Origin of the sequence: Streptomyces sp. NPDC058001, assembly GCF_042886315.1 — a bacterium.
Classification (GTDB): Bacteria; Actinomycetota; Actinomycetes; order Streptomycetales; family Streptomycetaceae; genus Streptomyces.
On sequence record NZ_JBHVQT010000014.1, the window covers coordinates 60000 to 82608 of the forward strand.

The 22609-nt window shown below is 72.1% G+C and carries 23 protein-coding genes; 11 read left to right on the top strand and 12 right to left on the bottom strand.

Annotation, left to right across the window (positions count from 1 at the left end; translation table 11 throughout):
* Nucleotides 1–16: 16 nt before the first annotated feature.
* On the bottom strand, nt 17–667 hold the full coding sequence (locus ACFVT5_RS31920) for a hypothetical protein (protein ID WP_389895169.1): 651 nt from the start codon (nt 665–667) through the stop codon (nt 17–19).
* 98 nt (nt 668–765) lie between these two features.
* The gene (locus tag ACFVT5_RS31925) at nt 766–1731 is read right to left on the bottom strand and encodes a pirin family protein (protein ID WP_389895171.1); all 966 of its coding nucleotides are present in this window, start codon (nt 1729–1731) and stop codon (nt 766–768) included.
* Between the two features lie 189 nt (nt 1732–1920).
* On the opposite strand from ACFVT5_RS31925, the gene ACFVT5_RS31930 reads away from it, so the two are divergent.
* Entirely contained in the window at nt 1921–2229 is a 309-nt protein-coding gene (locus ACFVT5_RS31930; protein WP_389895637.1) for a tetratricopeptide repeat protein, read from the top strand.
* Between the two features lie 2 nt (nt 2230–2231).
* Here ACFVT5_RS31930 and ACFVT5_RS31935 read toward each other — a convergent pair whose 3' ends face one another.
* The 6 genes from ACFVT5_RS31935 to ACFVT5_RS31960 form a co-directional block, all read right to left on the bottom strand.
* The gene (locus ACFVT5_RS31935; protein ID WP_389895173.1) at nt 2232–3536 is read right to left on the bottom strand and encodes an MFS transporter; all 1305 of its coding nucleotides are present in this window, start codon (nt 3534–3536) and stop codon (nt 2232–2234) included.
* 3 nt (nt 3537–3539) lie between these two features.
* Nucleotides 3540–4130, bottom strand: coding sequence for an ArsR/SmtB family transcription factor (locus tag ACFVT5_RS31940; protein WP_389895175.1), 591 nt, complete (start codon nt 4128–4130; stop codon nt 3540–3542).
* A 131-nt stretch (nt 4131–4261) separates the two neighbouring features.
* Complete coding sequence (locus tag ACFVT5_RS31945) at nt 4262–4993, bottom strand: TetR/AcrR family transcriptional regulator (RefSeq protein WP_389895177.1); 732 nt, start codon at nt 4991–4993, stop codon at nt 4262–4264.
* Nucleotides 4990–5919, bottom strand: a complete 930-nt coding sequence (locus ACFVT5_RS31950) for an SDR family oxidoreductase (protein ID WP_389895179.1) — start codon at nt 5917–5919, stop codon at nt 4990–4992. Before ACFVT5_RS31950 ends, ACFVT5_RS31945 begins: the two co-directional genes overlap by 4 nt.
* A gap of 88 nt (nt 5920–6007) precedes the next feature.
* Nucleotides 6008–6769 carry an SDR family oxidoreductase gene (locus ACFVT5_RS31955; RefSeq protein WP_389895181.1) on the bottom strand — a complete coding sequence of 254 codons (762 nt, stop codon included), beginning with the start codon at nt 6767–6769 and terminating at the stop codon, nt 6008–6010.
* Nucleotides 6770–6924: 155 nt separating this feature from the next.
* Nucleotides 6925–8349, bottom strand: a complete 1425-nt coding sequence (locus tag ACFVT5_RS31960) for a dihydrolipoyl dehydrogenase family protein (RefSeq protein ID WP_389895183.1) — start codon at nt 8347–8349, stop codon at nt 6925–6927.
* Nucleotides 8350–8521: 172 nt separating this feature from the next.
* On the opposite strand from ACFVT5_RS31960, the gene trxA reads away from it, so the two are divergent.
* Entirely contained in the window at nt 8522–8911 is a 390-nt protein-coding gene (trxA, locus tag ACFVT5_RS31965; RefSeq protein WP_389895185.1) for a thioredoxin, read from the top strand.
* A gap of 118 nt (nt 8912–9029) precedes the next feature.
* On the opposite strand, the gene ACFVT5_RS31970 is transcribed toward trxA, so the two are convergent.
* Both ACFVT5_RS31970 and ACFVT5_RS31975 read right to left on the bottom strand, forming a co-directional pair.
* Nucleotides 9030–10466: an aldehyde dehydrogenase family protein gene (locus ACFVT5_RS31970; protein ID WP_389895639.1), complete on the bottom strand. Its 1437-nt coding sequence runs from the start codon at nt 10464–10466 to the stop codon at nt 9030–9032.
* A gap of 156 nt (nt 10467–10622) precedes the next feature.
* Nucleotides 10623–11609, bottom strand: coding sequence for a LacI family DNA-binding transcriptional regulator (locus ACFVT5_RS31975; protein WP_389895187.1), 987 nt, complete (start codon nt 11607–11609; stop codon nt 10623–10625).
* A gap of 564 nt (nt 11610–12173) precedes the next feature.
* On the opposite strand from ACFVT5_RS31975, the gene ACFVT5_RS31980 reads away from it, so the two are divergent.
* The 7 genes from ACFVT5_RS31980 to egtD all read left to right on the top strand — a co-directional run bounded on the left by ACFVT5_RS31980 (nt 12174) and on the right by egtD (nt 19125).
* Nucleotides 12174–12392 (top strand): hypothetical protein, encoded by a 219-nt coding sequence (locus ACFVT5_RS31980; RefSeq protein WP_389895189.1) that lies wholly within the window; start codon nt 12174–12176, stop codon nt 12390–12392.
* A gap of 167 nt (nt 12393–12559) precedes the next feature.
* Nucleotides 12560–14059: a flotillin family protein gene (locus ACFVT5_RS31985; protein WP_389895191.1), complete on the top strand. Its 1500-nt coding sequence runs from the start codon at nt 12560–12562 to the stop codon at nt 14057–14059.
* Nucleotides 14060–14147: 88 nt separating this feature from the next.
* Complete coding sequence (locus ACFVT5_RS31990; RefSeq protein WP_389895193.1) at nt 14148–14606, top strand: type II toxin-antitoxin system PemK/MazF family toxin; 459 nt, start codon at nt 14148–14150, stop codon at nt 14604–14606.
* Nucleotides 14607–14778: 172 nt separating this feature from the next.
* Nucleotides 14779–16062 carry an ergothioneine biosynthesis glutamate--cysteine ligase EgtA gene (gene egtA, locus ACFVT5_RS31995; RefSeq protein ID WP_389895195.1) on the top strand — a complete coding sequence of 428 codons (1284 nt, stop codon included), beginning with the start codon at nt 14779–14781 and terminating at the stop codon, nt 16060–16062.
* Entirely contained in the window at nt 16059–17411 is a 1353-nt protein-coding gene (gene egtB, locus ACFVT5_RS32000; RefSeq protein WP_389895197.1) for an ergothioneine biosynthesis protein EgtB, read from the top strand. The genes egtA and egtB overlap by 4 nt, the downstream gene beginning before the upstream one ends.
* Nucleotides 17411–18166 (top strand): ergothioneine biosynthesis protein EgtC, encoded by a 756-nt coding sequence (egtC, locus tag ACFVT5_RS32005; protein WP_389895199.1) that lies wholly within the window; start codon nt 17411–17413, stop codon nt 18164–18166. Before egtB ends, egtC begins: the two co-directional genes overlap by 1 nt.
* The gene (gene egtD / locus ACFVT5_RS32010; protein ID WP_389895201.1) at nt 18163–19125 is read left to right on the top strand and encodes an L-histidine N(alpha)-methyltransferase; all 963 of its coding nucleotides are present in this window, start codon (nt 18163–18165) and stop codon (nt 19123–19125) included. Before egtC ends, egtD begins: the two co-directional genes overlap by 4 nt.
* A gap of 92 nt (nt 19126–19217) precedes the next feature.
* Here egtD and ACFVT5_RS32015 read toward each other — a convergent pair whose 3' ends face one another.
* Nucleotides 19218–20477 carry an extracellular solute-binding protein gene (locus ACFVT5_RS32015; protein WP_389895203.1) on the bottom strand — a complete coding sequence of 420 codons (1260 nt, stop codon included), beginning with the start codon at nt 20475–20477 and terminating at the stop codon, nt 19218–19220.
* A gap of 191 nt (nt 20478–20668) precedes the next feature.
* On the opposite strand from ACFVT5_RS32015, the gene ACFVT5_RS32020 reads away from it, so the two are divergent.
* Nucleotides 20669–20884: a dodecin gene (locus tag ACFVT5_RS32020; protein WP_389895205.1), complete on the top strand. Its 216-nt coding sequence runs from the start codon at nt 20669–20671 to the stop codon at nt 20882–20884.
* A gap of 3 nt (nt 20885–20887) precedes the next feature.
* On the opposite strand, the gene ACFVT5_RS32025 is transcribed toward ACFVT5_RS32020, so the two are convergent.
* On the bottom strand, nt 20888–21376 hold the full coding sequence (locus tag ACFVT5_RS32025; protein ID WP_389895207.1) for a hypothetical protein: 489 nt from the start codon (nt 21374–21376) through the stop codon (nt 20888–20890).
* Nucleotides 21377–21447: 71 nt separating this feature from the next.
* Here ACFVT5_RS32025 and ACFVT5_RS32030 point away from each other — a divergent pair, with 71 nt between their 5' ends.
* Nucleotides 21448–22467: an LLM class flavin-dependent oxidoreductase gene (locus ACFVT5_RS32030; RefSeq protein ID WP_389895209.1), complete on the top strand. Its 1020-nt coding sequence runs from the start codon at nt 21448–21450 to the stop codon at nt 22465–22467.
* Nucleotides 22468–22609: the final 142 nt, after the last annotated feature.

The following is a 22609-nucleotide window of genomic DNA, read 5'->3' on the forward strand; positions in this document are numbered from 1 at the left end:
GCGGGCCCGCACCCAGTTACCCGAGGAGTGCCACGATCTTCCGCGCGGCGTCCGACGAACTCGTCAGCCGGGCCCAGGAGCCGTCCCGGAAGGAGAGCGTGAAGTCGGACTCGGCCATGCTGAACCGCTTGACCTCCGCGCCGACGATCTCGTCCCGGGACAACGACCAGAGAACAGCCTCGGATCCCGGCACCGTCTCGCCGCTGCCCCATGACACGTACCGATTGCCCCGCGCCACGTACTCGTGCGACGTGATGCGCACGAGCCCGCCGGACCCGGCCACTTCGATCTCGGTCACCGTGCGCCAGGGCCGCCGGGAGGGATCGAGCTGCCAGGGCAGCGTACGAGCCGTCTCGCCCACGCCCGCCCAGAGGACGGGGAAGTCGTCGACCTCGTTCTCACGGTCCTCCAACTTCCCCCGCTTGTCGGGCGTCTGGGAGCTGATGGCGTAGATCGGCAGCAACAGGAGCCCGGTGAGAACGGCGAGGGCGTACCGGCCGAGCCTGCCGAAGAACCCCCGCACCGCGAAGGCCGGTCCAGGGGGCCAGCCGGGCAGGTCGCGCTCTATGTCGCGGCGCTCGTGGTCACGGAAGGAGCGCCGATTCTCGACCGAGGCGGCGCTGCCACTCGCGAACTCGACCCGAAAGCACGCCGGTTCCTCGTCCATGCCCGTCCTTCCCCCCGTCACTCCGGCCCTGTCACTCCGGTATCACTCCGGCGGGGTCCACTATGCCAAGTGAGGCCGACCGCGAGGGATGTGCGGGGTCAGCGGACCCTTCCCCGTGGCTTCAGCGGTCCCGGCGGGAGGGCCGGGGCGGGGAGCGGGGCACCGTCGTAGCCGACCACCTCGCCGAAGCGTGAGCCGGACATCCAGTCCGATCGGGCCTGGGCGATGTCCTCCTGGGTACGGCCGATGAAGTTCCACCACATGATCAACTCTTCCTCGAAGGGCTCGCCGCCGAGGAGCATCAGGCCCGCGTCGGACGCGGCGCGCAGGGGCAGTTCGGTGCGGCCACAGCCGAGGTAGAGCATCGAACCCGGGAGTACGGGCACACCGTCGACATGGGCCTCGCCGGACATGGACAGGACCGCGTACTCGAAGTCCGGCACCAGCGGGAGGCGGACATCGGCGCCCGCTGCCAGGGCGAGATCGGCACCCACGATGGGTGTGTACGTCGTACCGGGCGATGTCGTGCCGTCGATCGAGCCGAGGACGAGTGTCGCGGTGAGGCCGGGCGCCGTCACGGTCGGCAGCTCCGCGTGGTGCTCGAAGTGCGGTTCGACATGCCGGTCCGCGTCGGGCAGCGCGACCCACAACTGCGCGCCGTGCAGCAGCCGGGCGTGCGCCTTGGGGCTCTCCTCGGAGTGGCTGATGGCCCGCCCTGACGTCATCAGACCGAGCTGCCGGGGCCGGATGGTGCGGAGGCTGCCGGTGGAGTCGCGGTGCAGGACCTCGCCCTCGTGCAGCCAGCTGACGGTCTGGAGGCCCATGTGCGGATGCGGCGGCACCTGCATTCCGGGCTCGTCGGCGATGTCGTCGGGCCCGTAGTGATCGACGAAGCACCACGCGCCGACCATGCGCCGACCGAGGTTGGGCAGCAGACGGCGGACTTCGGTGGACTCCCCCAGCTTGACGTGCCGGGGGCTGAGAAGCTCACGCACCGGCTCGGCGACGACGAACCCACGGCCACCGCACTGCGCCGGCACCGCCTCGCGATCAAGATTGCTCATGCCGGACAACCTAGCCCCGTCGGGGACATCCCGTCAGGCCCGGCCACCCCGCGCGGACGGTGGAATATTCGTGCCCCCGGGTCGGTTGCGGCGGGCGAGGAGGTTGGAGTGAACGAGACCTACGGCGAGACATACAGCCGGGAATATTTCGAGCACGGGACGGCCGCGGAGCGCTGGGAGCGTGCGCGGATGTTCTTCGACGCCAAGGAGTACGTGACGGCGGCGGGCGTCCTGGAAGGGCTGACCGACGAGGTGCCGGAGCAGGTCGCTCCCCGGCTGCTGCTGGCGCGGGCGTACTACCACTCGGCCCAACTCCGGCGTGCCGAGGAGCAGTTGCTCCTCGTTCTGGAGCGGGACCCGGTGGAGAGCTACGCGCGCCTGATGCTCGGCCGCACGCTGGAGCGGCAGGGCCGGGACGCGGACGCGGCGCCGCATCTGCGGATGGCGGCGGCTCTCTCGGGTGAGTTCACGCCTACCGGTGCCTCTACCGGCGGCTGAGGTCACAGCTCAGCGGTCCGTACCGCGGAGGTGAGTCCGACCGCCGCCGCCAGCGCGCACACGGCGCCGCAGGCCGTGAAGAACACCCCGGTCCCCCAAGCGGCGGCGACCAGGCCGGTGACCGGATAGAGCAAGGGACTGAGCCCCAGGGTGCCCAGGGTCGTCACGGAGGTGACGCGGCCCAGGTACCGGGGCTCGGTCCTCTGCTGCACCAGCGCGTGCCCGATCGCACCGCAGACCCCGCTCGCCGCGCCGACCACCGCGCCCAGGGCCATCGCGGCGCCCGGTGTGCCGGCCTGGCCAAGTGCCGTGACCAGGATCCCGGTCACCACCAAGGACCCGGCGAGTGCGGCGCCGGCGTGCGGGACGCGGCGTGCGGCGGTGAGGGCGAGCCCGGTCACGGCGCCGCCGACACTGAACGCGGTGAGGACCCCACCGAGCGCGGTCGGACCCCACGCCCGCTCGTCGGCGAGGAGGACGAGCCCGGCGGCGAGCGGCCCACTGAAGCACATCTCGCCGAGCGCGACGACCAGCACGAGACGGCTGAGGCGGCGGTGCCGGCGCAGGTGCCGGAGTCCGTCGCGGAGATCCGCCCAGGGGCCGGGCGCCCCCTTTCGTGGGGCGATTTCGGGTACACCAGGTGAGTTGTCGGGTACGTCGGGTGCGTCGGGTGCGGCTTCCGGTACGTCAGGTGAGGCGGTGGGCCGGACCCGTACCGCCGTCAGCAGCCCCAGCGAGGCCACGAACAGCAGCGCCACCACCCCGAAGGCGGCGCCGGGCCCGCGCGCCGCGAGCACGGACGCGGCGATCAGCGGCCCCACCGCGTTACTCAGCCGCACGGCCAGGGAGCGCATGCCCTGCACCCGGGCGAGCTGTCCGCTGCCGGTCAGCCGGGGCGGTACCGCGCCGACCGCCGGCATGAACACCGCGTCGACCACCCCGAACACGAACGCCAGCACACACAGCGGCAGCAGCCGGGGGCCCTGCGCGTAGGTGAGCACGGCGACGGCGAGTACCACCGCGCAGCGCACCAGATCGCTGGCGATGAGAACACGGCGTGGCCCGAACCGGTCGGCGAGGACACCGCCGCCGAGCATCAGGACGGCCCGGGGTATCGCCCCGACGGCGAGCACGACCCCGACCGTGGCGGGACCGGCGACCTGGGCGACGGCCCAGGACAGCGTCAGATAGTAGGCGACGTCACCCGTCACGGACGCCGTGTAGGCGCCGAGCCAGCGCAGTACGTTCAGGTCCCGGTACGCGGCCCGCTCCCGCCCGCGCACCAGGGCGCCGCCGTCCCCCCGCACCGCTCAGGTCCCGTCGGTGAGCAGGGGGTACGCCTGCACGCGTACTGTCACCGGTTCGGCGTCCCCGGACGCCTCGCGTTCCCGGTAGCGGTCGACAACGGCGAGCAACTCGGTCTTCATCCGGCCGAGTTCGGCGGGTGTCAGGCGCAGGGTGTGGTCGGCGAAGGCGGACACCGCGAACCAGTCGTCGGCCATCACCGGCACGGTCTCGGCGGCGACCCGGCGCAGGGCCTCGCCGTGCGCCATCGCCACCGCCTGGACATAGGCCCGGCTGTCCGCCGCGTCCGTCGGGTCCGCCGGGTCGGTGCGCGCCGGGTCGTGCCACGAGGTGCGGTGCCGGGCCCGCCACCAGCGGTCGCGCCGGTTGCCCCGGGCGGTGTCCTCCTCGATGAGCCCGCCGGCCGCCAGCCGCCGCAGGTGATAGCTGGCCGCACCGGAGTCCAGGTCGAAGTGGTCGGCGAGCCGCCGGACGGTCGCCGGGCCGTGCTCCCGCAGCCGGTTGAGCAGCGCGAGTCGCGTCGGGTGCGCGAGGACACGGAGAGCCGCGGTGTGGAGGGTGATGTCGCCCATGGGTTCGTCGGGTGCGTCGGTCATGGCCCGCATCCTAGATTCAGAAGAGTTCTTCGCGAAAGGATGTTCGCGAACACTTCTTCGCGAATATGCCTTCGGGATCTCGGCTCACGGCAGGCTTGCCGATGGTGGTGCCGGCCGTTTCCCGGCCGGGGTCACGCCCCCTGGGGGGTGTTCGCGAGGCGGGTCAGCCACTCCGTCAGGAGCGTCGTCTCGGCCGGGGTGAGGTCCGTGCCCTGTTGTTGGCGCAACATCGCGGCCAGCCGGGCCGCCGTGGACGCGACGCGCACCTCTTCGGTCCCCGCACCGTCCACGGCCACCGGGGCGAGATGCGGGACCAAAGCCTCCGGGGTGAAGACGACCGCGTGCACGGCGTCCCGTACCCGCATGGACATGGTCCTGTCCGTGAACGTCGCCGGACGGGCCACCAGCATCAGCGCGACTCCGACATTGGCCGACATGACCATCTGGGCGGCCAGTTCGGGAGCGAGGCGCACCTTGCCCTGCGCGGCGGCCCGCTCCAGGTCCCGGGTGAGGATCTGGTGGGACTCCAGGGCCGCCGCCGGGGGTGTGCGCATCGCCGGGGAGTTCATCAGCCGGTACAGATTCGGGTTCGCGAGGGCGAACTCCACATGACTGTCCCAGCCGTCCCGCAGATCCTGCACGGGGTCGGCGCCCGGCCGGTGCTCCCGCTTCGTCGCCAGGTACTTGTCGAACCCGAAGTCGACTACGGCCGACAACAGCCCTTCCTTGTCCCCGAAGTGCCGGTACAGGGCGGGGGCCCCGACCTGAGCGGCCTCGCACACGGCCCGGGTCGACACATCCCCGTCGGGTGACTCGGCGACCAGGTCGGCGGCCACTTCCAGGATCCGTGATCGCGTGCTCATGGACCGGACGCTATCAAGGGCGCCGCGGCGGCAGCACCGACCGGGTGCGGGGCGAGGAGGTCGTCCAGGCCGATGCGGGTGAGGAACTCGGCGCGGATGTGGTCGGCGACGGCGCTGACGGTCTCACTGCCGTCGTCGGCCGGGTCGACGTGGACCCGGAACGGCCGCTTGCCGTGCGGGGTGCCGACGACCTCGACGATCGCGTCGGCGACCTGGGAGACATCGGCGTCGGCGGGTGCGAGATCGGCCAGCCGCTGGGAAATCTGGTCCATGAGCCCGGCGTACAGGGCCTCGTAGTCCGGGACGACGGTCTGGTCACAGGGGTGTCCGCCGGTGGCGAAGTGTTTGGTGCCGGAGGTGAAGGAGCCCGGGACGACGATGGTGGTCTCGATGTCGAAGCGGGCCAGCTCCGCCGCGTACGAGACGGCGAGGGCATCCATCGCGGACTTGGCGGCGAAGTAGGGGGCCAGGTAGGGCGGGGTGCCGCCTCTGGTGGAGGTCGAGCCGACCCACAGGACCAGTCCGTGCCGCTGGGCGCGCAGGTGGGGCAGGGCGGCACGGTTGACTCGCTGGGTGCCGAGGACGTTGGTGTCGTAGACGGCGGCCAGTTCCTCGGGGGTGAACGCCTCGGTGGGGCCGGTGACCATGTGCCCCGCGTTGTGCACGAGGACGTCCAGCCGGCCGGCCTCTGCCAGCACGGTGTCCACGGCGGCGTCGGCGGACTCCTGGGACAGCACGTCGAGTTCGACCGTGCGCAGGTCCACGGCGTGTTCGGTGGCGTATGTCGTGGCGTCGGCGACCCGGCCGGCGTTGCGTCCGGTGGTGTCGCGCATCGCGGCGTAGACGGTGTGCCCGGCGCGGGCCAGGGCACGGGCGGACAGCGCGCCGAAGCCGGAACCGGCACCGGTGATCAGGACGACGGACATGACGGAACTCCTTAGTGGCGGCAGAGGGAAAGCGCCGGTACGGCAGGTACGGCAGGTACGTACGACTGAGGGCGGCAGGGGGGCAGGGTTACGCGATGCCGCCGTTGGCCCGGAGGACCTGGCCGTTGACCCAGCGGGCCGGTCCGGCGAGGAAGGACACGACCTCGGCGATGTCCCGCGGTGTGCCGAGACGCTCCAGCGGAGCCTGCGCGGCCAACTTCGCTACGGTCGCCTCGTCCTTGCCGTCCAGGAACAGGGCGGTGGCCGTGGGCCCGGGGGCCACGGCGTTGACCGTGATGTCCCGGCCGCGCAGTTCACGGGCGAGGACCAGGGTCATGGCCTCGACGGCGCCCTTGGTCGCGGCGTACCCGCTGTAGCCGGGGAGGGCCAGCGCCACCACGGAGCTGGAGAAGTTGATGATCGTGCCGCCGTCCCGCACGCGGCGCGCGGCCTGCTGGTCGACGACGAACGTGCCGCGGATGTTGGTGCGGTGCATACGGTCCAGGGCGTCGAGGTCGGTGTCGACCAGCGGCGCCAGGGTCATGACTCCGGCGGCGTGGACGACGACGTCGACCCCTCCGAAGGCGCGCTCCGCGGCGTCGAAGACCTCCGCCATCGCGGTCTCGTCGGCGACATCGCCCTGCTGGGCGATCGCCTCGCCGCCCGCTGCGGTGATCGCCGCCACCGCGGCGTCGGCCTCGGTCTTGTTGCCCGCGTAGTTCACGACGACGGCGAACCCGTCGGCGGCGAGGCGCTCGGCGCTCCCCCGCCCGATGCCCCGGGACCCTCCGGTGACGACGGCGACGCGGCGCGGTGTGGTCGGCTGCTCGGTGCTCGGCTGCTCACTCATGGCACGGCTCCCTGTCTCCTGGGGCGCGATCGCCGCTCCCCGACAAGAACAACGCTAACATCATTGCGTTAGCGTTGCTACCCCTGGGCGTAGCAACGCTACGCCCAGGGTGAAGGGTGCTACCGGGTGAATCCCACGGTGGGTCCCGCGCCGCCTTACCCGCGATACGTCTCCAACAGCCGCAGCCAGACCTCGCTGATCGTCGGATACGCCGGAACCGCGTGCCACAGGCGGTCGATCGGGACCTCACCCGCGACCGCGACCGTCGCCGAGTGCAGGAGTTCGCCGACGCCGGGGCCCACGAAGGTGACGCCGAGGACGATCTCGCGGTCCAGGTCGACGATCATGCGGGCCCGGCCCCGGTAGCCGTCGACGTAGAGACCCGAGCCCGCGACGTGCGCGAGGTCGTAGTCGACGGCGCGGACCCGGTGGCCCGCCGCCTCGGCCTCGGCCAGCGACAGGCCCACGGCGGCGGCCTCCGGATCGGTGAACACGACCTGCGGCACGGCCGCGTGGTCGGCGGTCGCCGCGTGCGCGCCCCAGCGGTCCGTCTCCAGGAGCGGCACTCCCTGGGCCCGCGCCGCGATGGCGGCGCTCGCGATCCGCGCCTGGTACTTGCCCTGGTGGGTGAGCAGCGCGCGATGGTTGACGTCGCCGACCGCGTACAGCCAGCGAAGGCCCTCGACCTGGCAGGTGTCGTCCACGGTGAGCCAGGAGCCGGGTTTCAGGCCGATCGTGTCGAGGCCGAGGTCGTCGGTGTGCGGGGCACGGCCGGTCGCGAACAGGACCTCGTCCGCCTCGATTCGCTCACCGCCGTCCAGCGTGACGGTGACGGTCGCCCCGTCGCGTACCGCCGAGGTCGCCGAGGTGCCGAAACGGACATCGACTCCCGCCTCGCGGAGGGCGTCGGCGACCAGTTCGCCGGCGAACGACTCCATGCGCGGCAGCAGCCGGTCGCCGCGCACCAGCAGGGTGACCTGGGAGCCGAGTGCCTGCCAGGCGGTCGCCATCTCGACGCCGACCACGCCGCCGCCGATCACCACGAGGCGCCCCGGCACCCGGTCCGCGCTGGTGGCGTCCCGGCTGGTCCACGGCTTGGCGTCGGCGACACCCGGCAGGTCGGGCACGACCGCGCGGGTGCCGGTGCACACGGCGACCGCGTGCCGTGCGGTCAGCACCTGGATCTCACCGTCCGTGCCGGTCACGGTGACCCGGCGCGGTCCGTCGAGCCTGCCCTGCCCCCGGTAGAGCCGGGCGCCCGTGGCGTCGAGCCAGGCGACCTGCCCGTCGTCCTTCCAGTGCGCGGTCTGCTCGTCCCGGTGGGCGAGGACCGCGCGCGCGTCGAGCGGCCCCTGCGCCGCCTGGACGAGGCCCGGCGTGCGACGCGCGTCCGCGCGCGCGATGGCGGACCGCAGCAGCGCCTTACTGGGCATGCACGCCCAGTAGGAGCACTCACCGCCGACCAGTTCGCTCTCCACCACCGCCGTGCTCAGCCCCGCCGCCCGGGTCCGCTCGGCGACGTTCTCCCCCACCGGGCCCGCGCCCAGCACCACCACGTCGTACTCGATCGTTTCCGTCATGGGATCAGTCTGGTCGTAGGTGTGCGGCGTGGCCACACGGGTACGCGCGCGGGACACCCCGCGGAACCCGCCGCGTGGAATACGCGGCGTGGAATACGCGGTGTCCCGGTGCCGTTGTGCCCATCGGCGTCACCGGACCAATAACCGGACACCAGGAAGAGGGATGCGGGACATGACCAGCACCGTGGAGCTGACCAAGGAGAACTTCGACCAGACGGTCACGGAGAACGATTTCCTGCTGATCGACTTCTGGGCGTCCTGGTGCGGGCCGTGCCGGCAGTTCGCGCCCGTGTACGAGAAGGCCGCCGAGGCCAACCCGGACCTGGTCTTCGGCAAGATCGACACGGAGGCGCAGCCGGAGCTGGCCCAGGCGTTCGGTATCCAGTCGATCCCGACCCTGATGATCGTGCGGGACCAGGTCGCCGTGTTCGCGCAGCCGGGCGCCCTTCCCGAGTCCGCTCTGGTGGATGTCATCGGGCAGGCCCGGAAGCTGGACATGGACGACGTCCGCAAGTCCATCGCGGAGGCCGAGGCCAAGGGAGAGGGCCCGCAGAGCGCCTGAGCGGAGTCTGCGGCGCCTGAGCGGCGCCTGAGCCACAAGACCGCTGCCGGTACGGCCGACGCCCCGTAGTGATCCGCGGAGCGCCGGCCGTCAGGCGTCAGGCGTCAGCGTGAGGCGGTCAGAACGGGTAACCCGCCACATCCCCCCGTACCGTCGTCCACCGCACGTCCGTGAACGCCTCCAGGTTGGCCTCGCCACCGAACCGCGCGCCCGTGCCGGAGGCGGCGACCCCGCCGAACGGCGCCACCGCCTCGTCGTTCACCGTCTGGTCGTTGATGTGCGCGATGCCGGTGGGTATCCGGTCGGCGAGCGCCAACCCGCGCGCGGCGTCCCGCGTGACGATGCCGAGCGACAGCCCGTACTCGCCCGCCGATGCGAGGGCCGCCGCCTCGTCCTCGGTGGTGAAGGACCGTACGGGCGCGACCGGTCCGAACACCTCCCGCGCGTACGCGGGCGTGTCGTCGTCCGCGCCCGCGATGACGGTCGGCCGGTAGAAGGGGCCCTCGTGTGTGCCGCCCGCCGCGAGTTTCGCGCCGCGTGCCGTACTGGACTCCACCAGGCCGTGGATCTTGGCGAGTTGACCGGCGTCGATGATCGGACCGAGGTGGACCTGGGCGCGGTGCGGGTCGCCGACGGCCAGCGAGTCGGCCTTGGCGGCGAGCCGTTCGACGTACTCGTCGTAGAGCGAGGCGTGCACGAGGTGGCGGCCGGTCGTCATGCAGATCTGACCCTGGTGGAAGAAGGAGCCCCACGCCGCCGTGGAGATCACGGCGTCGATATCGGCGTCCTCCAGGACGACGAGCGCCGAGTTCCCGCCGAGTTCCAGGTGCGCGCGCTTGAGATGACGGCCCGCCGCCTCGCCGACCGCGCGGCCCGCCGCCGTCGAGCCGGTGAACGAGATCACGGGGGTACGCGGGTCGGCGACGAGGGCCTGACCCACGTCCGCGCCGCCCGGCAGGACGTGCAGCAGCCCCTCGGGCAGCCCGGCCGCCGCGAACACCGCCGCGAGCGCCAGTCCTCCGCAGACCGCCGTACGCGGGTCCGGCTTGAGGACGACGGCGTTGCCGAGGGCCAGCGCGGGTGCCACCGAGCGGATGGACAGGATCAGCGGGGCGTTGAACGGGGCGATGACCCCGACCACACCGACCGGGACACGGCGCGTGTACGAGAGGCGGGGCGCCTCGCTGGGCAGCACCTGTCCGACGGGGCGGGACGCCAGCGCGGCGGCCTCATAGCACTCCTGGGCGGCGACATGCAGTTCGAAGTCCGCCTTGCCGGGTATCGAGCCGGACTCGCGGACCAGCCATTCCCGCAGTTCGTCGGCGTGCGCCGTGAACAGGTCGCCGGCCCTGCGCAGCACGGCGGCCCGCTCGAAGTGCGGCAGGCGCGCCCAGCCGGGCCGCGCCCCGGCGCCGGCCTCCGCGGCGGCCGTGACGTCCGGCGGGGACGCGAGCGTGACCGTGCCCAGTGTGTCGCCGGTGGCGGGCTCGGTGACGGCGTACTCACCGCCCGACAGCGGGCGGGACTGCCAGTTCTGCGGGTCGAGCAGGGCCATGCCGGATCTCCGATCGGTCACGTGCCCACGTCCCCTGAATTGGTTGCACGTCCCCCGAATTGGTTGAGCGCGCAACAGCCTAGTCACGGCGCCACATATCTTCGACCGCTTGTACGAGAACGCCCCCACCGGTATCGGGGCCCGCGTCCGTCCGCCTCAGCTCGACTCCCGCCGGACCACATTCGCGCCCAGGAGTTCCCTGACGAGCGGTGCGGTGCCGGGGTCGCGGACCACCCGGTCGACGAGTTCCGCCAGTTCCTGTCCGGAGGGCAACTCGATGCGTACGGTGCTCAGTCGGGGACGCAGCAGCCGCCCGAGCATGAGGTCGTCGGCACCGACCACAGCGGTCTCGTCCGGCACTCGGACACCTTCGTCCTGGAGGGCCCGCATCAGCAGCATCGCGTACTCGTCGTTGTACGCGAACACGGCGTCCAGGCCGAGGGAGCGCCAGCGGCCCGCGAGCCGGGCGGCGGCCGACTCCTCGTAGGCGAGGGGCAGTTCGACGACCGTGGCACCCAGCCCCTCGGCCGACTCCCGTACGCCGTCCGCGCGGGGGCGTGCGAACTCGTCGAGCCCGGACTCCTCGGGGATCACCACACCGATCCGGCGGCGGCCCGGTCTCGCGAGATGGGTGCCCGCGCTGCGGCCCACCTCGCGCTGGTCCATCAGCATCGCGTGCGCGCCGTCGACCTGGGCGGGGCCGAAGGTGACGACCGCTCTGGCGCCCGACCGCTTCAGCACGGCGACGCCCTCCGGGCCGAGTTCGCGGGCGCCGGGCGCCAGGACCGCCACGGGACGCAGCTCCGCCCAGGCGCGTGCCGCCTCGTCACCGGTGAGCCCGACCCGGCCGTACTGCACGACCGTGTAGTCCAACCTGCCAAGCGCCCACTGGAGTTCACTGAGGAAGCGGCTGTAGAGGGGACCGACGGGCACGTTCGGGGTGGGCATGAGGACCATACGGCTGTGTCCGGCGCGCAGACTGCGGGCCGCCGCGTGCGGCACGTACCCGAGTTCCTTCGCCGCTTCGTGGACCCGAAGCCGGGTGGGCTCGCTGATGCGGACGGCACTGGTGTTGTTCAGGACGTACGAGACGGTGGCCCGGGAAACGCCCGCGAGCCGGGCGACGTCGGCGCTGGTCGGCACGGGGCCCTGGGGCCGGGCGGGCGACCAAGGGGCGGGACCGGGGGCCGGGGGCGAAGGCGGTCGCACGGACGCCGGCGGTTCCGGGTGCGACGGCTCGCGCGCCTGGGGCGAGGGCCGCGGGGGTGGCGGGGGCTGCGGGGCCTGCCGTGACGGTGGCGGGGCGGGCTCTCGCGGGGAGGGCTCCCGCAGGGCGGGACGGGACTGCGCACGCGACGACGCGGGCTCTCGCGGCACCGGAATTCCGGCCTCTCGCGGTAAGGACTGCGCGGGCTCCCGCATGACGGGCTGCTCGGGTATCTGCACCATGACGCAGCGCATCCTTCCATGGCTCGGCACGGCGTTTTCGGCCTACCTGGAACCGGCCATGGTCATCTCGGTATTGACGCTGCTTATGATGCAAACCATTGGTGCGCAAAGGCAGTTCACGGCGCGGCGGACCTGCGGCGACACCGGCGGCCCCCTCCATGGCCTGGCCGATTTTCGATGTATCAGTGACCTCGGAGCGGCGAATGAGTCGGCGCCGCACGGGAGGTGGGGACACCCGGCGCACCGTAGGGTGTGACCATGGGCGAGCCGTCGATGGTGGGGCTGATGGGACGCGTGACCGGCACGGTCGGGCCCGGTCTGGTCGGTGAGGTGATCGTCCGGATCCGTGGCGGCGCCGAGCACTTCCTCGCCTACCCGGCGTCCGGTCAGGAGCGGATCGAGACCGGCACCGTGGTCATGATCGTGGAGCATCTGCCCCCGCGTACGGTGTATGTGGCGCAGGCGTACGACGGTTGACCCATAAGTGGCCTGGACCGCAGGGTTATTGACGGGCCGTCATCGCAGCTGGCGGGCCATTCGCGTCAAGATTGCGGCAAGGATCCGTCAACGCCTTCTCGCGGGCCCCGCCCAGGAGCACACTCCCGACCGTTCGGTGCCGAAAGGGCACCAGGCAAAGGGGGCGTATGCCGATGTTCGTCGGCGTCGTGGCGGGGGCAGTGGTCCTCGCGCTGATCGTTGTGATCACCTTGTTCAAGCTGATGTGGCGGGTGGCCGAACCCAACGAGGCTCTGATCATCTCCGGTTCCAAACACCGTACCGAGGGCCTTGAGGAGGGCATGGGCTTCCGTATCGTGACGGGGCGCGGGACGCTCGTCCTGCCGGGCGTCCAGGCGGTGCGCAAGCTGTCGCTCGACCTCAACGAGACCGAACTGTCCGTGGACTGCGTGACACACCAGGGCATCCCGCTCAAGGTGCGGGGCGTCGTCATCTTCAAGGTGGGCGACGACTTCGTGTCGATCGCCAACGCGGGGCGCCGCTTCCTCGACCAGCAGAAGCTGATGGCGGAACGGGTGCACAACGTCTTCGCCGGTCATCTGCGGTCCATCGTGGGCGGGTTGACGGTCGAGGACATGATCCGGGACCGCGAGAAGCTGACCGGTCAGACCCGGGCGGCCTGCGGCACCGAGATGGAGAAGCTCGGGCTGATCGTGGACTCCTTGCAGATCCACGAGATCGAGGACCCCACGGGGTACATCAAGAACCTGGCGATGCCGCACGCGGCGGCCGTGCAGCGGGACGCCAGGATCGCGCAGGCGGAGGCCAACCGGCTGGCGACGGAGGCGGAACAGGCCGCGTCCGCGCGGATGGCGGAGGCCACCCGGGACAGCGAGATCCTTCAGGCGGGCTACCAGGCGGAGCGCGACAAGGCCGGCGCCAAGTCCCGGCAGGCGGGACCGCTCGCCGACGCGGCGGCCCGGCAGGAGGTCGTCGTCCAGGAGACCCGGGTCGCCGAACTGGAGGCCCAGCGGCGCGAACAGCAACTCCAGGCCGATGTACGCAAACCGGCCGACGCGTCGGCGTACGAGAAGCGGACCCTGGCGGAGGCCGAGCGCGACGCCCGGATCTCCGCCGCGCAGGCCCAGGCCAAGGAGACCGAACTGGCCGCGAGCGCCGAGGCGACCCGGGTGAAGACGGCCGCCGCCGCCGAGGCCGAGGCGACCGAGGCACGCGGCGCGGCGGCGGCGACCGCGACCCGGGCGACCGGTGAGGCGGAGGCGTCGGCGGCGCGGACGAAGGGTCTCGCGACGGCCGAGGCGACCCGGGCCCAGGGTCTCGCGGAGGCCGAGACGATCAAGGCGCGGGCAGCGGCGCTCGCCGAGAACCAGGAGGCCGTGGTCGCGCAGCAACTCGCCGAGAACTGGCCGGAGATCGTCGCGGCGGGCGCGGGCGCCTTCAGCAGCGTCGACCACATGGTCCTGCTGAACGGCGCCGACGGACTCTCCGAGCTGTTCGCGAAGGCACTCACCATGGGCGGTACGGGACTGGGCCTGGCCCGGCAGTTGCTGGCCTCGATGAACGAGACGGACGGCACCGGCGGCGCCGGGACGGTCAACGGCTTCCCCGGGGCGGCCCGTACCCAGAAGGTGCCCGTCCAGGACGAGGGGAGCACCGGCACCGTCTGAGCCGAATGGTCCCGGTGACCCCGCGGTTCCCGGGAGATCCACAGGGGGCGGTGGCCGGTGTGATCGGCCACCGCTCTACCGTGACCGCGTGACTGCCTATCGCGAGGACCCGCCCGCCACCGAGACCCCGGGCCGCAGCGGCCCGACCGCCACCACCGAGGCCGAGCCGCACACCGTCGGCCGGGTGCGTACGGCGTACGCACCCGAGCACGACGGCGATCCCGATCCCGGCGAGATCGTCTGGACGTGGGTACCGTTCGAGGAGAACGACGGTCGCGGCAAGGACCGGCCCGTGCTCGTCGTCGCCCGCGAGACGGCCGGCACCCTGCTGGCCGTACAGCTGTCGAGCAGGCGGCACGATCACGACCGGGAGTGGGTGCCGATCGGCAGCGGGCCATGGGACCGAGAGGGCAGAGACTCATGGGTGGATCTGGACCGGGTGCTGCGGCTGCACGAGGACGGCATGCGCCGGGAGGCGTGCGCGCTGGACCGGATGCGGTTCAACCTGGTGGTCCTGCGGCTGCGGGAGCGCTACGGCTGGACCTGACGGTCACCCGTACGCGCGCCCGCGCACACCCCGGACGAACAGAGGTTCGACGTCCGATGGGCGCTCTTGTGCGGTTCGCGAGGAACGTCTTGGGTGGGAGGAGTGCCGTCCCGGGCCACCCCCGGCCCGGTCGGCCCATGGTTCTCCACTCGAGGATCAGGAGGATCCCGACATGACCGAGGGAGACGACTGTACGCGGTCCGGATCGCTGCCCACGGATGCCGATGTGGAGGCACTCGTCCACGGCATCTGCTTCAAGACCGGGCCACCCCGCACCGTCGGAGTCGAGCTGGAATGGCTTGTCCACACCCCCCGCGCGACGCACGACCCCGTATCACCCGCCCGCTTCGAAGCGGCCTGTGCCGCACTGCGGGAACTGCCCCTGAGTTCGGCGCTCACCTTCGAACCCGGCGGCCAGCTGGAACTGAGTTCCGCGCCCGCCGGCTCCCTGATGGAGTGCGTGTCGGCCGTCTCCGCCGACCTCGCCGCCGTACGCGGCGCCCTCCGCTCCCACCACCTCGTCCTCACCGGGCTCGGCACGGACCCCTGGCGTCCGCCGTCCCGGCTGCTGCGCGAGCGGCGCTACGACGCGATGGAGACCTATCTCGACCGAACGGGCCCGGCGGGCCGCCGGATGATGTGCTCGTCGGCGTCCGTTCAGGTGTGTCTGGACGCCGGGTACGAGGAGCCGGGGCCGCTCGGACTCGGCCACCGCTGGCGGCTGTCCCATCTGCTGGGGCCCGTCCTGGTCGCGGCGTTCGCGAACTCGCCGCTGTGCGACGGTCACCCGACCGGCTGGCGCTCCACCCGTCAGGCCCTGTGGGCCGCGCTGGAGCCCGGCCGCTCCGCCGCGCCGCCGCTGGACGCGGAGCCCCGCGCGGCGTGGGCCCGGCACGTCCTGGACGCCCCGGTGATGTGCGTACGCACCGAGGACGGGCCCTGGCTGGTCCCCCGGGACCTGTCGTTCCGTGACTGGATCAGGAGTGGCGTGCCCCGGCCGCCGACCCGTGACGACCTCGACTACCACGTCAGCACCCTGTTCCCGCCGGTGCGGCCCCGCGGCCATCTGGAACTCCGGATGATCGACGCCCAACCGGGTGATGACGGCTGGATCGTGCCGCTCGCCGTGACGACCGCGCTGTTCGACGACGCCCAGGCCGCCGAGACCGCGTACCGGTGCGTCAAGTCGCTGGCCGAGCGTGCGGGCCCGCTGCCCGCGCCCTGCAACGAACTGTGGCTGTCCGCCGCGCAACTCGCCCTCACCGAACCAGAGTTGCGGGACGCGGCGGTGACCTGCTTCGCCGCCGCGCTCGAAGCGCTGCCCCGGATCGGCGCGAGCCCTGAGGTACGGGACGCGGTGGCCGCGTACACCGAGCGGTACGTCGCCCGTGGCCGGTGCCCCGCCGACGAGCTGATCGAACGATTCACCGCGCACGGGAAGGACCTTCTCCCATGACCGAGCCCGCGACCACGACCACCGATCCGGAGACGCTCCGGACCCTCGCGAGGTCGGCGCTGCTCACCGCGCGCGACCGGACCGCCCTGCTCACGGACTGTGTCGAGGACACCGAACTGACCGCGCAGGTCTCGCCGTTGATGTCGCCGCTGGTGTGGGACCTCGCGCACATCGGCAACCAGGAGGAGCAGTGGCTGCTGCGGGCGGTCGCGGGACGTGACGCGATACGGCCCGAGATCGACCCGCTGTACGACGCGTTCGAGCACCCGCGCGCCGAGCGGCCCTCGCTGCCGCTGCTGCCGCCGGCCGAGGCGCGCCGCTATGCCGCCGACGTACGCGGCCGGGCCCTGGACGTGCTCGACGCGCATCCGTTCCACGGGTCGCCGCTGACCGACGCGGGCTTCGCGTTCGGCATGATCGCGCAGCACGAGCAGCAGCACGACGAGACAATGCTGATCACGCACCAGCTCCGCACCGGTCCCCTCGCGCTGACAGCGCCGGACCCGGACCCGGCGCCCCCGTTCACCGGACCCGCCGAAGTCCTCGTCCCCGGCGGCCGGTTCACCATGGGCACCTCGATGGAACCATGGGCGCTGGACAACGAACGCCCGGCGCATCACCGGCTCGTCCCACCGTTCGTGATCGACACGACACCGGTGACCAACGCCGCGTACCAGGCGTTCATCGAGGACGGCGGGTACGACGACGAGCGCTGGTGGGATCCGCGCGGCTGGGAGCACATCCACGCGCACGAGATCACCGCGCCGCTGTTCTGGCGCCGGGACGGCGGGCAGTGGCTGCGCCGCCGGTTCGGCGCGACCGAGCCGGTGGTGCCGGACGAACCGGTGCTGCACGTCGGCTGGTTCGAGGCCGACGCGTACGCGCGCTGGGCGGGCCGCAGGCTGCCGACCGAGACCGAGTGGGAGAAGGCCGCCCGGTTCGATCCGGCGACCGGCCGCTCGACGCGCTATCCGTGGGGCGACGCCGACCCGACGCCCGAGCACGCCAATCTGGGCCAGCGGCATCTGCGTCCCGCTGCGGCGGGCAGCTATCCGAAGGGCGCCTCCCCGCTGGGCGTACGGCAGTTGATCGGGGACGTCTGGGAGTGGACGTCGAGCGATCTGCTGCCCTATCCGGGGTTCATCGCGTTCCCGTACCGCGAGTACTCGGAGGTCTTCTTCGGCGGTGACTACAAGGTGCTGCGCGGCGGCTCGTTCGCCGTCGGGACGGTGGCCTGCCGGGGGACGTTCCGCAACTGGGACCATCCCGTACGGCGGCAGATCTTCTCCGGGTTCCGTACCGCCCGCGATGTCACGCCCGCCGACGGCGTAGGTCCGGAGGGCATCTGATGTGCCGTCATGTCGCCTATCTGGGGCCGGAGATCGCGCTCGGCGAGATCCTGGTGGAACCGCCGCACGCCCTGTACCGCCAGTCCTGGGCGCCCCGGCAGCAGCGCCACGGCACGGTCAACGCCGACGGGTTCGGCGTCGGCTGGTACGCGGACGGGGATCCGGTGCCCGCGCGCTACCGGCGCCCCGGGCCCATCTGGGGTGACCAGTCCTTCGCCGATCTGGCCAGGGTGATCCGCACTCGGGCGCTGCTCGCCGCCGTACGGGACGCGACACTGACGGGCGCGGACGGTGAGGCCGCCGCCGCGCCGTTCTCGTCGGGCCCGTGGCTGTTCAGCCACAACGGCGCCGTCGCGGGCTGGCCGCACTCCCTCGCCGGACTGTCCGCCGCGCTGCCGCCGGCGGCGCTGCTCTCCATGGAGGCCCGGTCCGACTCCGCCCTCGTATGGGCGCTGGTGCTGCACCGGCTCACGGCCGGCGACACGGCAGGCGAGGCGCTCTCCGACACCGTCACGGAGATAGCCGCGGCGGCACCCGGTTCGCGGCTCAATCTGCTGCTGACCGACGGCGTCACTGTCGCGGCGACGGCCTGGGGCGACACGCTCTGGTACCTCGCCGCCCCCGGAGGCGGCACGGTCGTCGCCTCCGAACCGTACGACGACGACGCGCGCTGGCGGCGGGTGCCCGACCGCACCCTGCTCACCGCCGAGCGCGCCGATGTCCTGCTGACCCCGCTCAAGGAGCACGCCGCGTGAGCCCGTTCCACATCACCCGCATCCTGCCCGAGGACGCCGCAGGCGCCGCCCTGCGCGCCGATGTCCTGGGCGGACTCCACCGCACCCCCAAGTCGCTGCCGCCGAAGTGGTTCTACGACGCGCGCGGCAGTGAACTCTTCGATGAGATCACCGAACTCCCCGAGTACTACCCCACGCGCGCGGAGCGCGAGATCCTGCTCGACCGGTCCGCCGAGATCGCCGCCGCGACCCGGGCGCGCACCCTGGTCGAGCTGGGCTCCGGGTCGTCCGACAAGACCCGGCACCTCCTGGACGAGCTGTCGGGGCTGCGGATGTACGTTCCCGTGGACGTCAGCGAGAGCGCCCTCGTGCACGCCGGTGAGGCGCTGATCGCGGAGCGCCCGGCGCTCGATGTGCACGCCCTGATCGCCGACTTCACGCGCGGAATCACGCTCCCGGACACTCCGGGTCCCCGGCTGATCGCGTTCCTCGGCGGCACGATCGGCAATCTGCTGCCCGCCGAACGGGCGACGTTCCTGTCGTCGGTACGGTCCCTGATGTCCCCCGGCGACGCGCTGCTCCTCGGCACCGACCTGGTCAAGGACGAGTCGGTGCTGGTCTCCGCGTACGACGACGCGGCGGGCGTGACGGCGGCGTTCAACAAGAACGTGCTCACCGTCGTCAACCGTGAACTCGGCGCCGACTTCGACCCGGACGACTTCGCGCATGTCGCCCTGTGGGACCGGGACCACGAGTGGATCGAGATGCGGCTGCGCGCCCGCACCGCGCTGACCGTGAAGGTCCACGCCCTGGACCTCGCCGTCGACTTCGCGGCCGGCGAGGACCTGCGCACGGAGATCTCGGCGAAGTTCCGCGAGGACGGCGTACGGAAGGAACTCGCGGCGGCGGATCTGGACCGCACCCACTGGTGGACGGACCGAAAGGGACGGTTCGCGCTGTCGCTGAGTGTGGCGCGGTAGGGATGGCCCGGTAGGGATAGGCACGGTAGGGATGGCCCGGTAGGGGCTGCGAAAAGGGCGCCGTGCCGGTCACGGCGCCCGTGGCGGTCGGCTCAGGACCCGCTCAGCGCGCTGGTGATGCGTTCCGACGCGTCCTTCGCCTCGGCCTTCGGGTCGCCGCCCGCCAGCACCTTCGACATGTACTTCTTGATGGGGTTGTCCGCCTCGACGGACGCCCAGTCGGGCGAGTTGGGCGTCGCGCGGCCGTGCGCGGCGCCCTCCGCCATCGCCGCGACGCCCGGCTCACCGGCGACGGCGGGCGCGAGCGTCGTCTTGTTCGGTACGTAGTCCATGGTTCTGGCGAGGTCGGTCTGCCACTTCTCGCCGGCCAGCGCCTCGATGACGGCGACGGCTCCCCTGCGGTCGCCGGTGTTCTCGGGGACGACGAGGTCGGAGCCGCCGGTGAAGACGGCGCAGGGCCGGTTCGCGGATCTGCCGGGGATCGGGAAGAAGCCGAGCTTGCCCTTGAGGTCGGGGTTCTTCTGCTCGATGGTCCGGGCGGCGCCGGGCACCGCGATGATCTGGCTGACGTCACCGCGAGCGAACACCTCGGCCTGGGGCGGGTGTTCCTCGTCTGCGTCCTTGGGTCCGTCACCGAGCGCTTGGAGGCGGGCGTAGAAGTCCATGCCGCGCAGGGCCGCCGCCGAGTCGAGGGTGCCCTCCCAGCCGCCGGCCCGGTCGCTGGCGAGGTCGCCGCCCTCGTCCCAGATGAAGCCGGCGAGGGTGTACCAGTCCTGGCCCGCGAGGTAGATGCCCTGGGTGCCGCTCTCGTTGAGGGACTTGGTCAGGGAGAGCCATTCGTCGCGGGTCGTCGGGTGCTTCTTGACGCCGGCGCGGGCGAACAGGTCCTTGTTGTAGATGACGACACGGTTGGCCGCGTACCAGGGGATGCCGTACTGGCGGTTGTTGAAGCGGCCTGGTTCGGCGAGCCCTGGCAGCCACTCCTCCATGCCGAGGTCGCGCGCGGACTCCAGGGTGAGTTCGAGGAGGCCGCCCTGGTCGACGTACTGCGCGACCTGGGTGTTGCCGACCTCGATGACATCGGGTCCGCCGTCGGTGCCTTCGAGCGCGGCGGCGACCTTCTCGCCGATGCCGGTCCACTCCTGGATGTGGATGTCGAGCCGCAGGTTGGTGTGTTCCTCCTCGAACGCGGTCCGGAAGCGGTCGAGGAACGCGTCGGACGCGCTGCCCTTCATCAGCCAGACGGTCACCGTGCGCCGCCCGTTGTCCCCTCCTGGCAACAGACCGCAGCCTGTGGCGAGGGCGGCGGTGGAGCCCAGGGCGAGGGTGAGAAGGGTACGGCGGCGGGGCATCACGTGGTTCGCTTTCTGCCTGCGGACAGGGCGGATCGAACCCGACGTGGGGGGAGGGGCACTTCGGTCGGTGCCCCTACGGGTGGGCTAGGAGTTTGGTATGTACCAACGCGCAGGTCAAGAGGCTGAGCGCGGTCCGGGCGATTACGGTGGAGTCACATCCCGCGACGAGGCGGAGAGGAGACCCCTCCATGTCCGACCACACCTACCGGGTCACCGAGATCGTCGGCACCTCCCACGAAGGCATCGACCAGGCGATTCGCAACGGAATCGGCCGGGCGTCGCAGACGCTGAGGAACCTGGACTGGTTCGAGGTGACCCAGGTGCGCGGCCAGATCGAGAACGGGCAGATCGAGCACTATCAGGTCGGCCTCAAGGTGGGCTTCCGCATCGACGAAGGGGACTGAGCGTCACGTACGCCCCTCGCGTTCCTGGGCGTCCTTGAGGGCGGCCGACGCGGTGGCCCAGCGGGCTCTGACGACCCGGAACCCGGCCCGTTCGACCTCGTCGCACACGAGGTCGTCGTCGTCCACCAGGACCCGGATCTCGCGGTCGCGTGCCAGCCGCCGCAGGATCTCCGGCTTGGTGCGCCGCGCGGGCCGCCGGTCGTCATTGCGCCGCATCCAGATCCGGCCGTCCGGCAGTTCCCGCGCGGCGAGCCAGGCGACGGTGTCCGCGCGGCACCGCTCAGGACGGCCCGTCAGATACGCGATCTCGCACTCCCGCGCGTACTCCAGCGCCAGGGCGACGCCCTCGGTCAGCGGCGGGTCGTCGGGTGCCGCGGCGAAGAAGGCGTTCCAGTCACGCGGCGAACGCTCCAGGAACCGCTGGCGGTGCGCGGTGTCCGCGAGCGTCCCGTCCAGATCGAACACGGCCAGTGGCCTGGTCTTTTCCGTCACGGGGACCACCCTATGCGGGGGCGCGCGCCGGGGTGCGGGAATCTTGGCGCGGCCCGGACGTTGAAGGAGGCGTGAGTGCTCTGATCGCATCGACCCGGCTGTCGTTCCTGGACCGTTCGCGCACCCGTGAGGGCCATGACGCCCCGGAGGCGCTGCGGGACACCGTGGCGATGGCGCGCGAGGTCGAGCGGTTGGGCTATCACCGGTTCTGGGTGGCGGAGCACCATGGGGTGCCCGGTGTCGCGGGGTCGGCGCCGACGGTGCTCGCCGCCGCGGTCGCGGCGGCCACCCGGACGATCCGCGTGGGCACCGGCGGCGTGATGCTGCCGAACCATCAACCTCTCGTCGTGGCCGAGCAGTTCGGCGTACTGGAGTCGCTGTTCCCGGGCCGGATCGACATGGGGCTCGGCCGCTCGGTGGGGTTCACGGACGGGGTGCGCAAGGCGCTGGGCCGGGACAAGGACGACGCGGAGGACTTCGCGGGGCAACTCACCGACCTGCTCGGCTGGTTCCGGGGCACCTCGCCGACCCGGGTGCACGCGCGCCCGCCGGAGGGGCTGACCGTGCCGCCGTTCGTGCTGGCCACCGGCGAGGGAGCGCTGATCGCGGCCGAGGCGGGCCTCCCGCTGGTCGTCGGCGACTTCAGGGGCCGCGAGCGGATGCTCCGCGCGATCGACCGCTACCGGGAGGCGTTCCGCCCCTCGGAGTGGGCCGCCGAGCCGTATGTGACCGTGTCGGGCACCGTGGCCGTCGCCGCGACCGAGGAGGAAGCCCGCCGTGTCCTCGTACCGGAGGCATGGTCGATGGCGTACTCACGCACGCACGGCACCTTCCCGCCGCTGCTGCCCGCCGAGCGCGTCGAAGCGCTGGGGGCGGCGGGACGGATGACGGAGAAGGAGCGCGGTTTCTACGAGTCCGGGCTGCGGGACCAGGTGCACGGCACCGAGGAGCAGGTGACCGAGGCACTGGAGACGCTGCTCAAGGAGAGCGGGGCACAGGAGATCCTGGTCACCACCAGCACCTATGACCGTGCGGCCCTGCTGGACTCCCTGCGGAGGCTGGCTCGGGTCGCGGGTCGGGTCGCGGACTAGAGTCGTGGGGTTCACGCATCCGGCGACCTCGGCCCCGGCGGCGATGACCAGGGCGGACGCGCTTCGGGCCACCCGGCGGGGGTCGCCCGCGACGGACAGCCGGACGGCGCCCATATCTCGCACGGGCGCTCGGCGGCTGACC

What these genes read in the sequence shown, in the direction of transcription:
- ACFVT5_RS31920 (WP_389895169.1), bottom strand. Translation starts at nt 667, where the DNA reads ATGGACGAGGAACCGGCGTGCTTTCGGGTCGAGTTCGCGAGTGGCAGC.
- ACFVT5_RS31925 (WP_389895171.1), bottom strand. Translation starts at nt 1,731, where the DNA reads ATGAGCAATCTTGATCGCGAGGCGGTGCCGGCGCAGTGCGGTGGCCGT.
- ACFVT5_RS31930 (WP_389895637.1), top strand. Translation starts at nt 1,921, where the DNA reads ATGTTCTTCGACGCCAAGGAGTACGTGACGGCGGCGGGCGTCCTGGAA.
- ACFVT5_RS31940 (WP_389895175.1), bottom strand. Translation starts at nt 4,130, where the DNA reads ATGACCGACGCACCCGACGAACCCATGGGCGACATCACCCTCCACACC.
- ACFVT5_RS31945 (WP_389895177.1), bottom strand. Translation starts at nt 4,993, where the DNA reads ATGAGCACGCGATCACGGATCCTGGAAGTGGCCGCCGACCTGGTCGCC.
- ACFVT5_RS31950 (WP_389895179.1), bottom strand. Translation starts at nt 5,919, where the DNA reads ATGTCCGTCGTCCTGATCACCGGTGCCGGTTCCGGCTTCGGCGCGCTG.
- ACFVT5_RS31955 (WP_389895181.1), bottom strand. Translation starts at nt 6,769, where the DNA reads ATGAGTGAGCAGCCGAGCACCGAGCAGCCGACCACACCGCGCCGCGTC.
- ACFVT5_RS31960 (WP_389895183.1), bottom strand. Translation starts at nt 8,349, where the DNA reads ATGACGGAAACGATCGAGTACGACGTGGTGGTGCTGGGCGCGGGCCCG.
- trxA (WP_389895185.1), top strand. Translation starts at nt 8,522, where the DNA reads ATGACCAGCACCGTGGAGCTGACCAAGGAGAACTTCGACCAGACGGTC.
- ACFVT5_RS31970 (WP_389895639.1), bottom strand. Translation starts at nt 10,466, where the DNA reads ATGGCCCTGCTCGACCCGCAGAACTGGCAGTCCCGCCCGCTGTCGGGC.
- ACFVT5_RS31980 (WP_389895189.1), top strand. Translation starts at nt 12,174, where the DNA reads ATGGGCGAGCCGTCGATGGTGGGGCTGATGGGACGCGTGACCGGCACG.
- ACFVT5_RS31985 (WP_389895191.1), top strand. Translation starts at nt 12,560, where the DNA reads ATGCCGATGTTCGTCGGCGTCGTGGCGGGGGCAGTGGTCCTCGCGCTG.
- egtA (WP_389895195.1), top strand. Translation starts at nt 14,779, where the DNA reads ATGACCGAGGGAGACGACTGTACGCGGTCCGGATCGCTGCCCACGGAT.
- egtB (WP_389895197.1), top strand. Translation starts at nt 16,059, where the DNA reads ATGACCGAGCCCGCGACCACGACCACCGATCCGGAGACGCTCCGGACC.
- egtC (WP_389895199.1), top strand. Translation starts at nt 17,411, where the DNA reads ATGTGCCGTCATGTCGCCTATCTGGGGCCGGAGATCGCGCTCGGCGAG.
- ACFVT5_RS32015 (WP_389895203.1), bottom strand. Translation starts at nt 20,477, where the DNA reads ATGCCCCGCCGCCGTACCCTTCTCACCCTCGCCCTGGGCTCCACCGCC.
- ACFVT5_RS32020 (WP_389895205.1), top strand. Translation starts at nt 20,669, where the DNA reads ATGTCCGACCACACCTACCGGGTCACCGAGATCGTCGGCACCTCCCAC.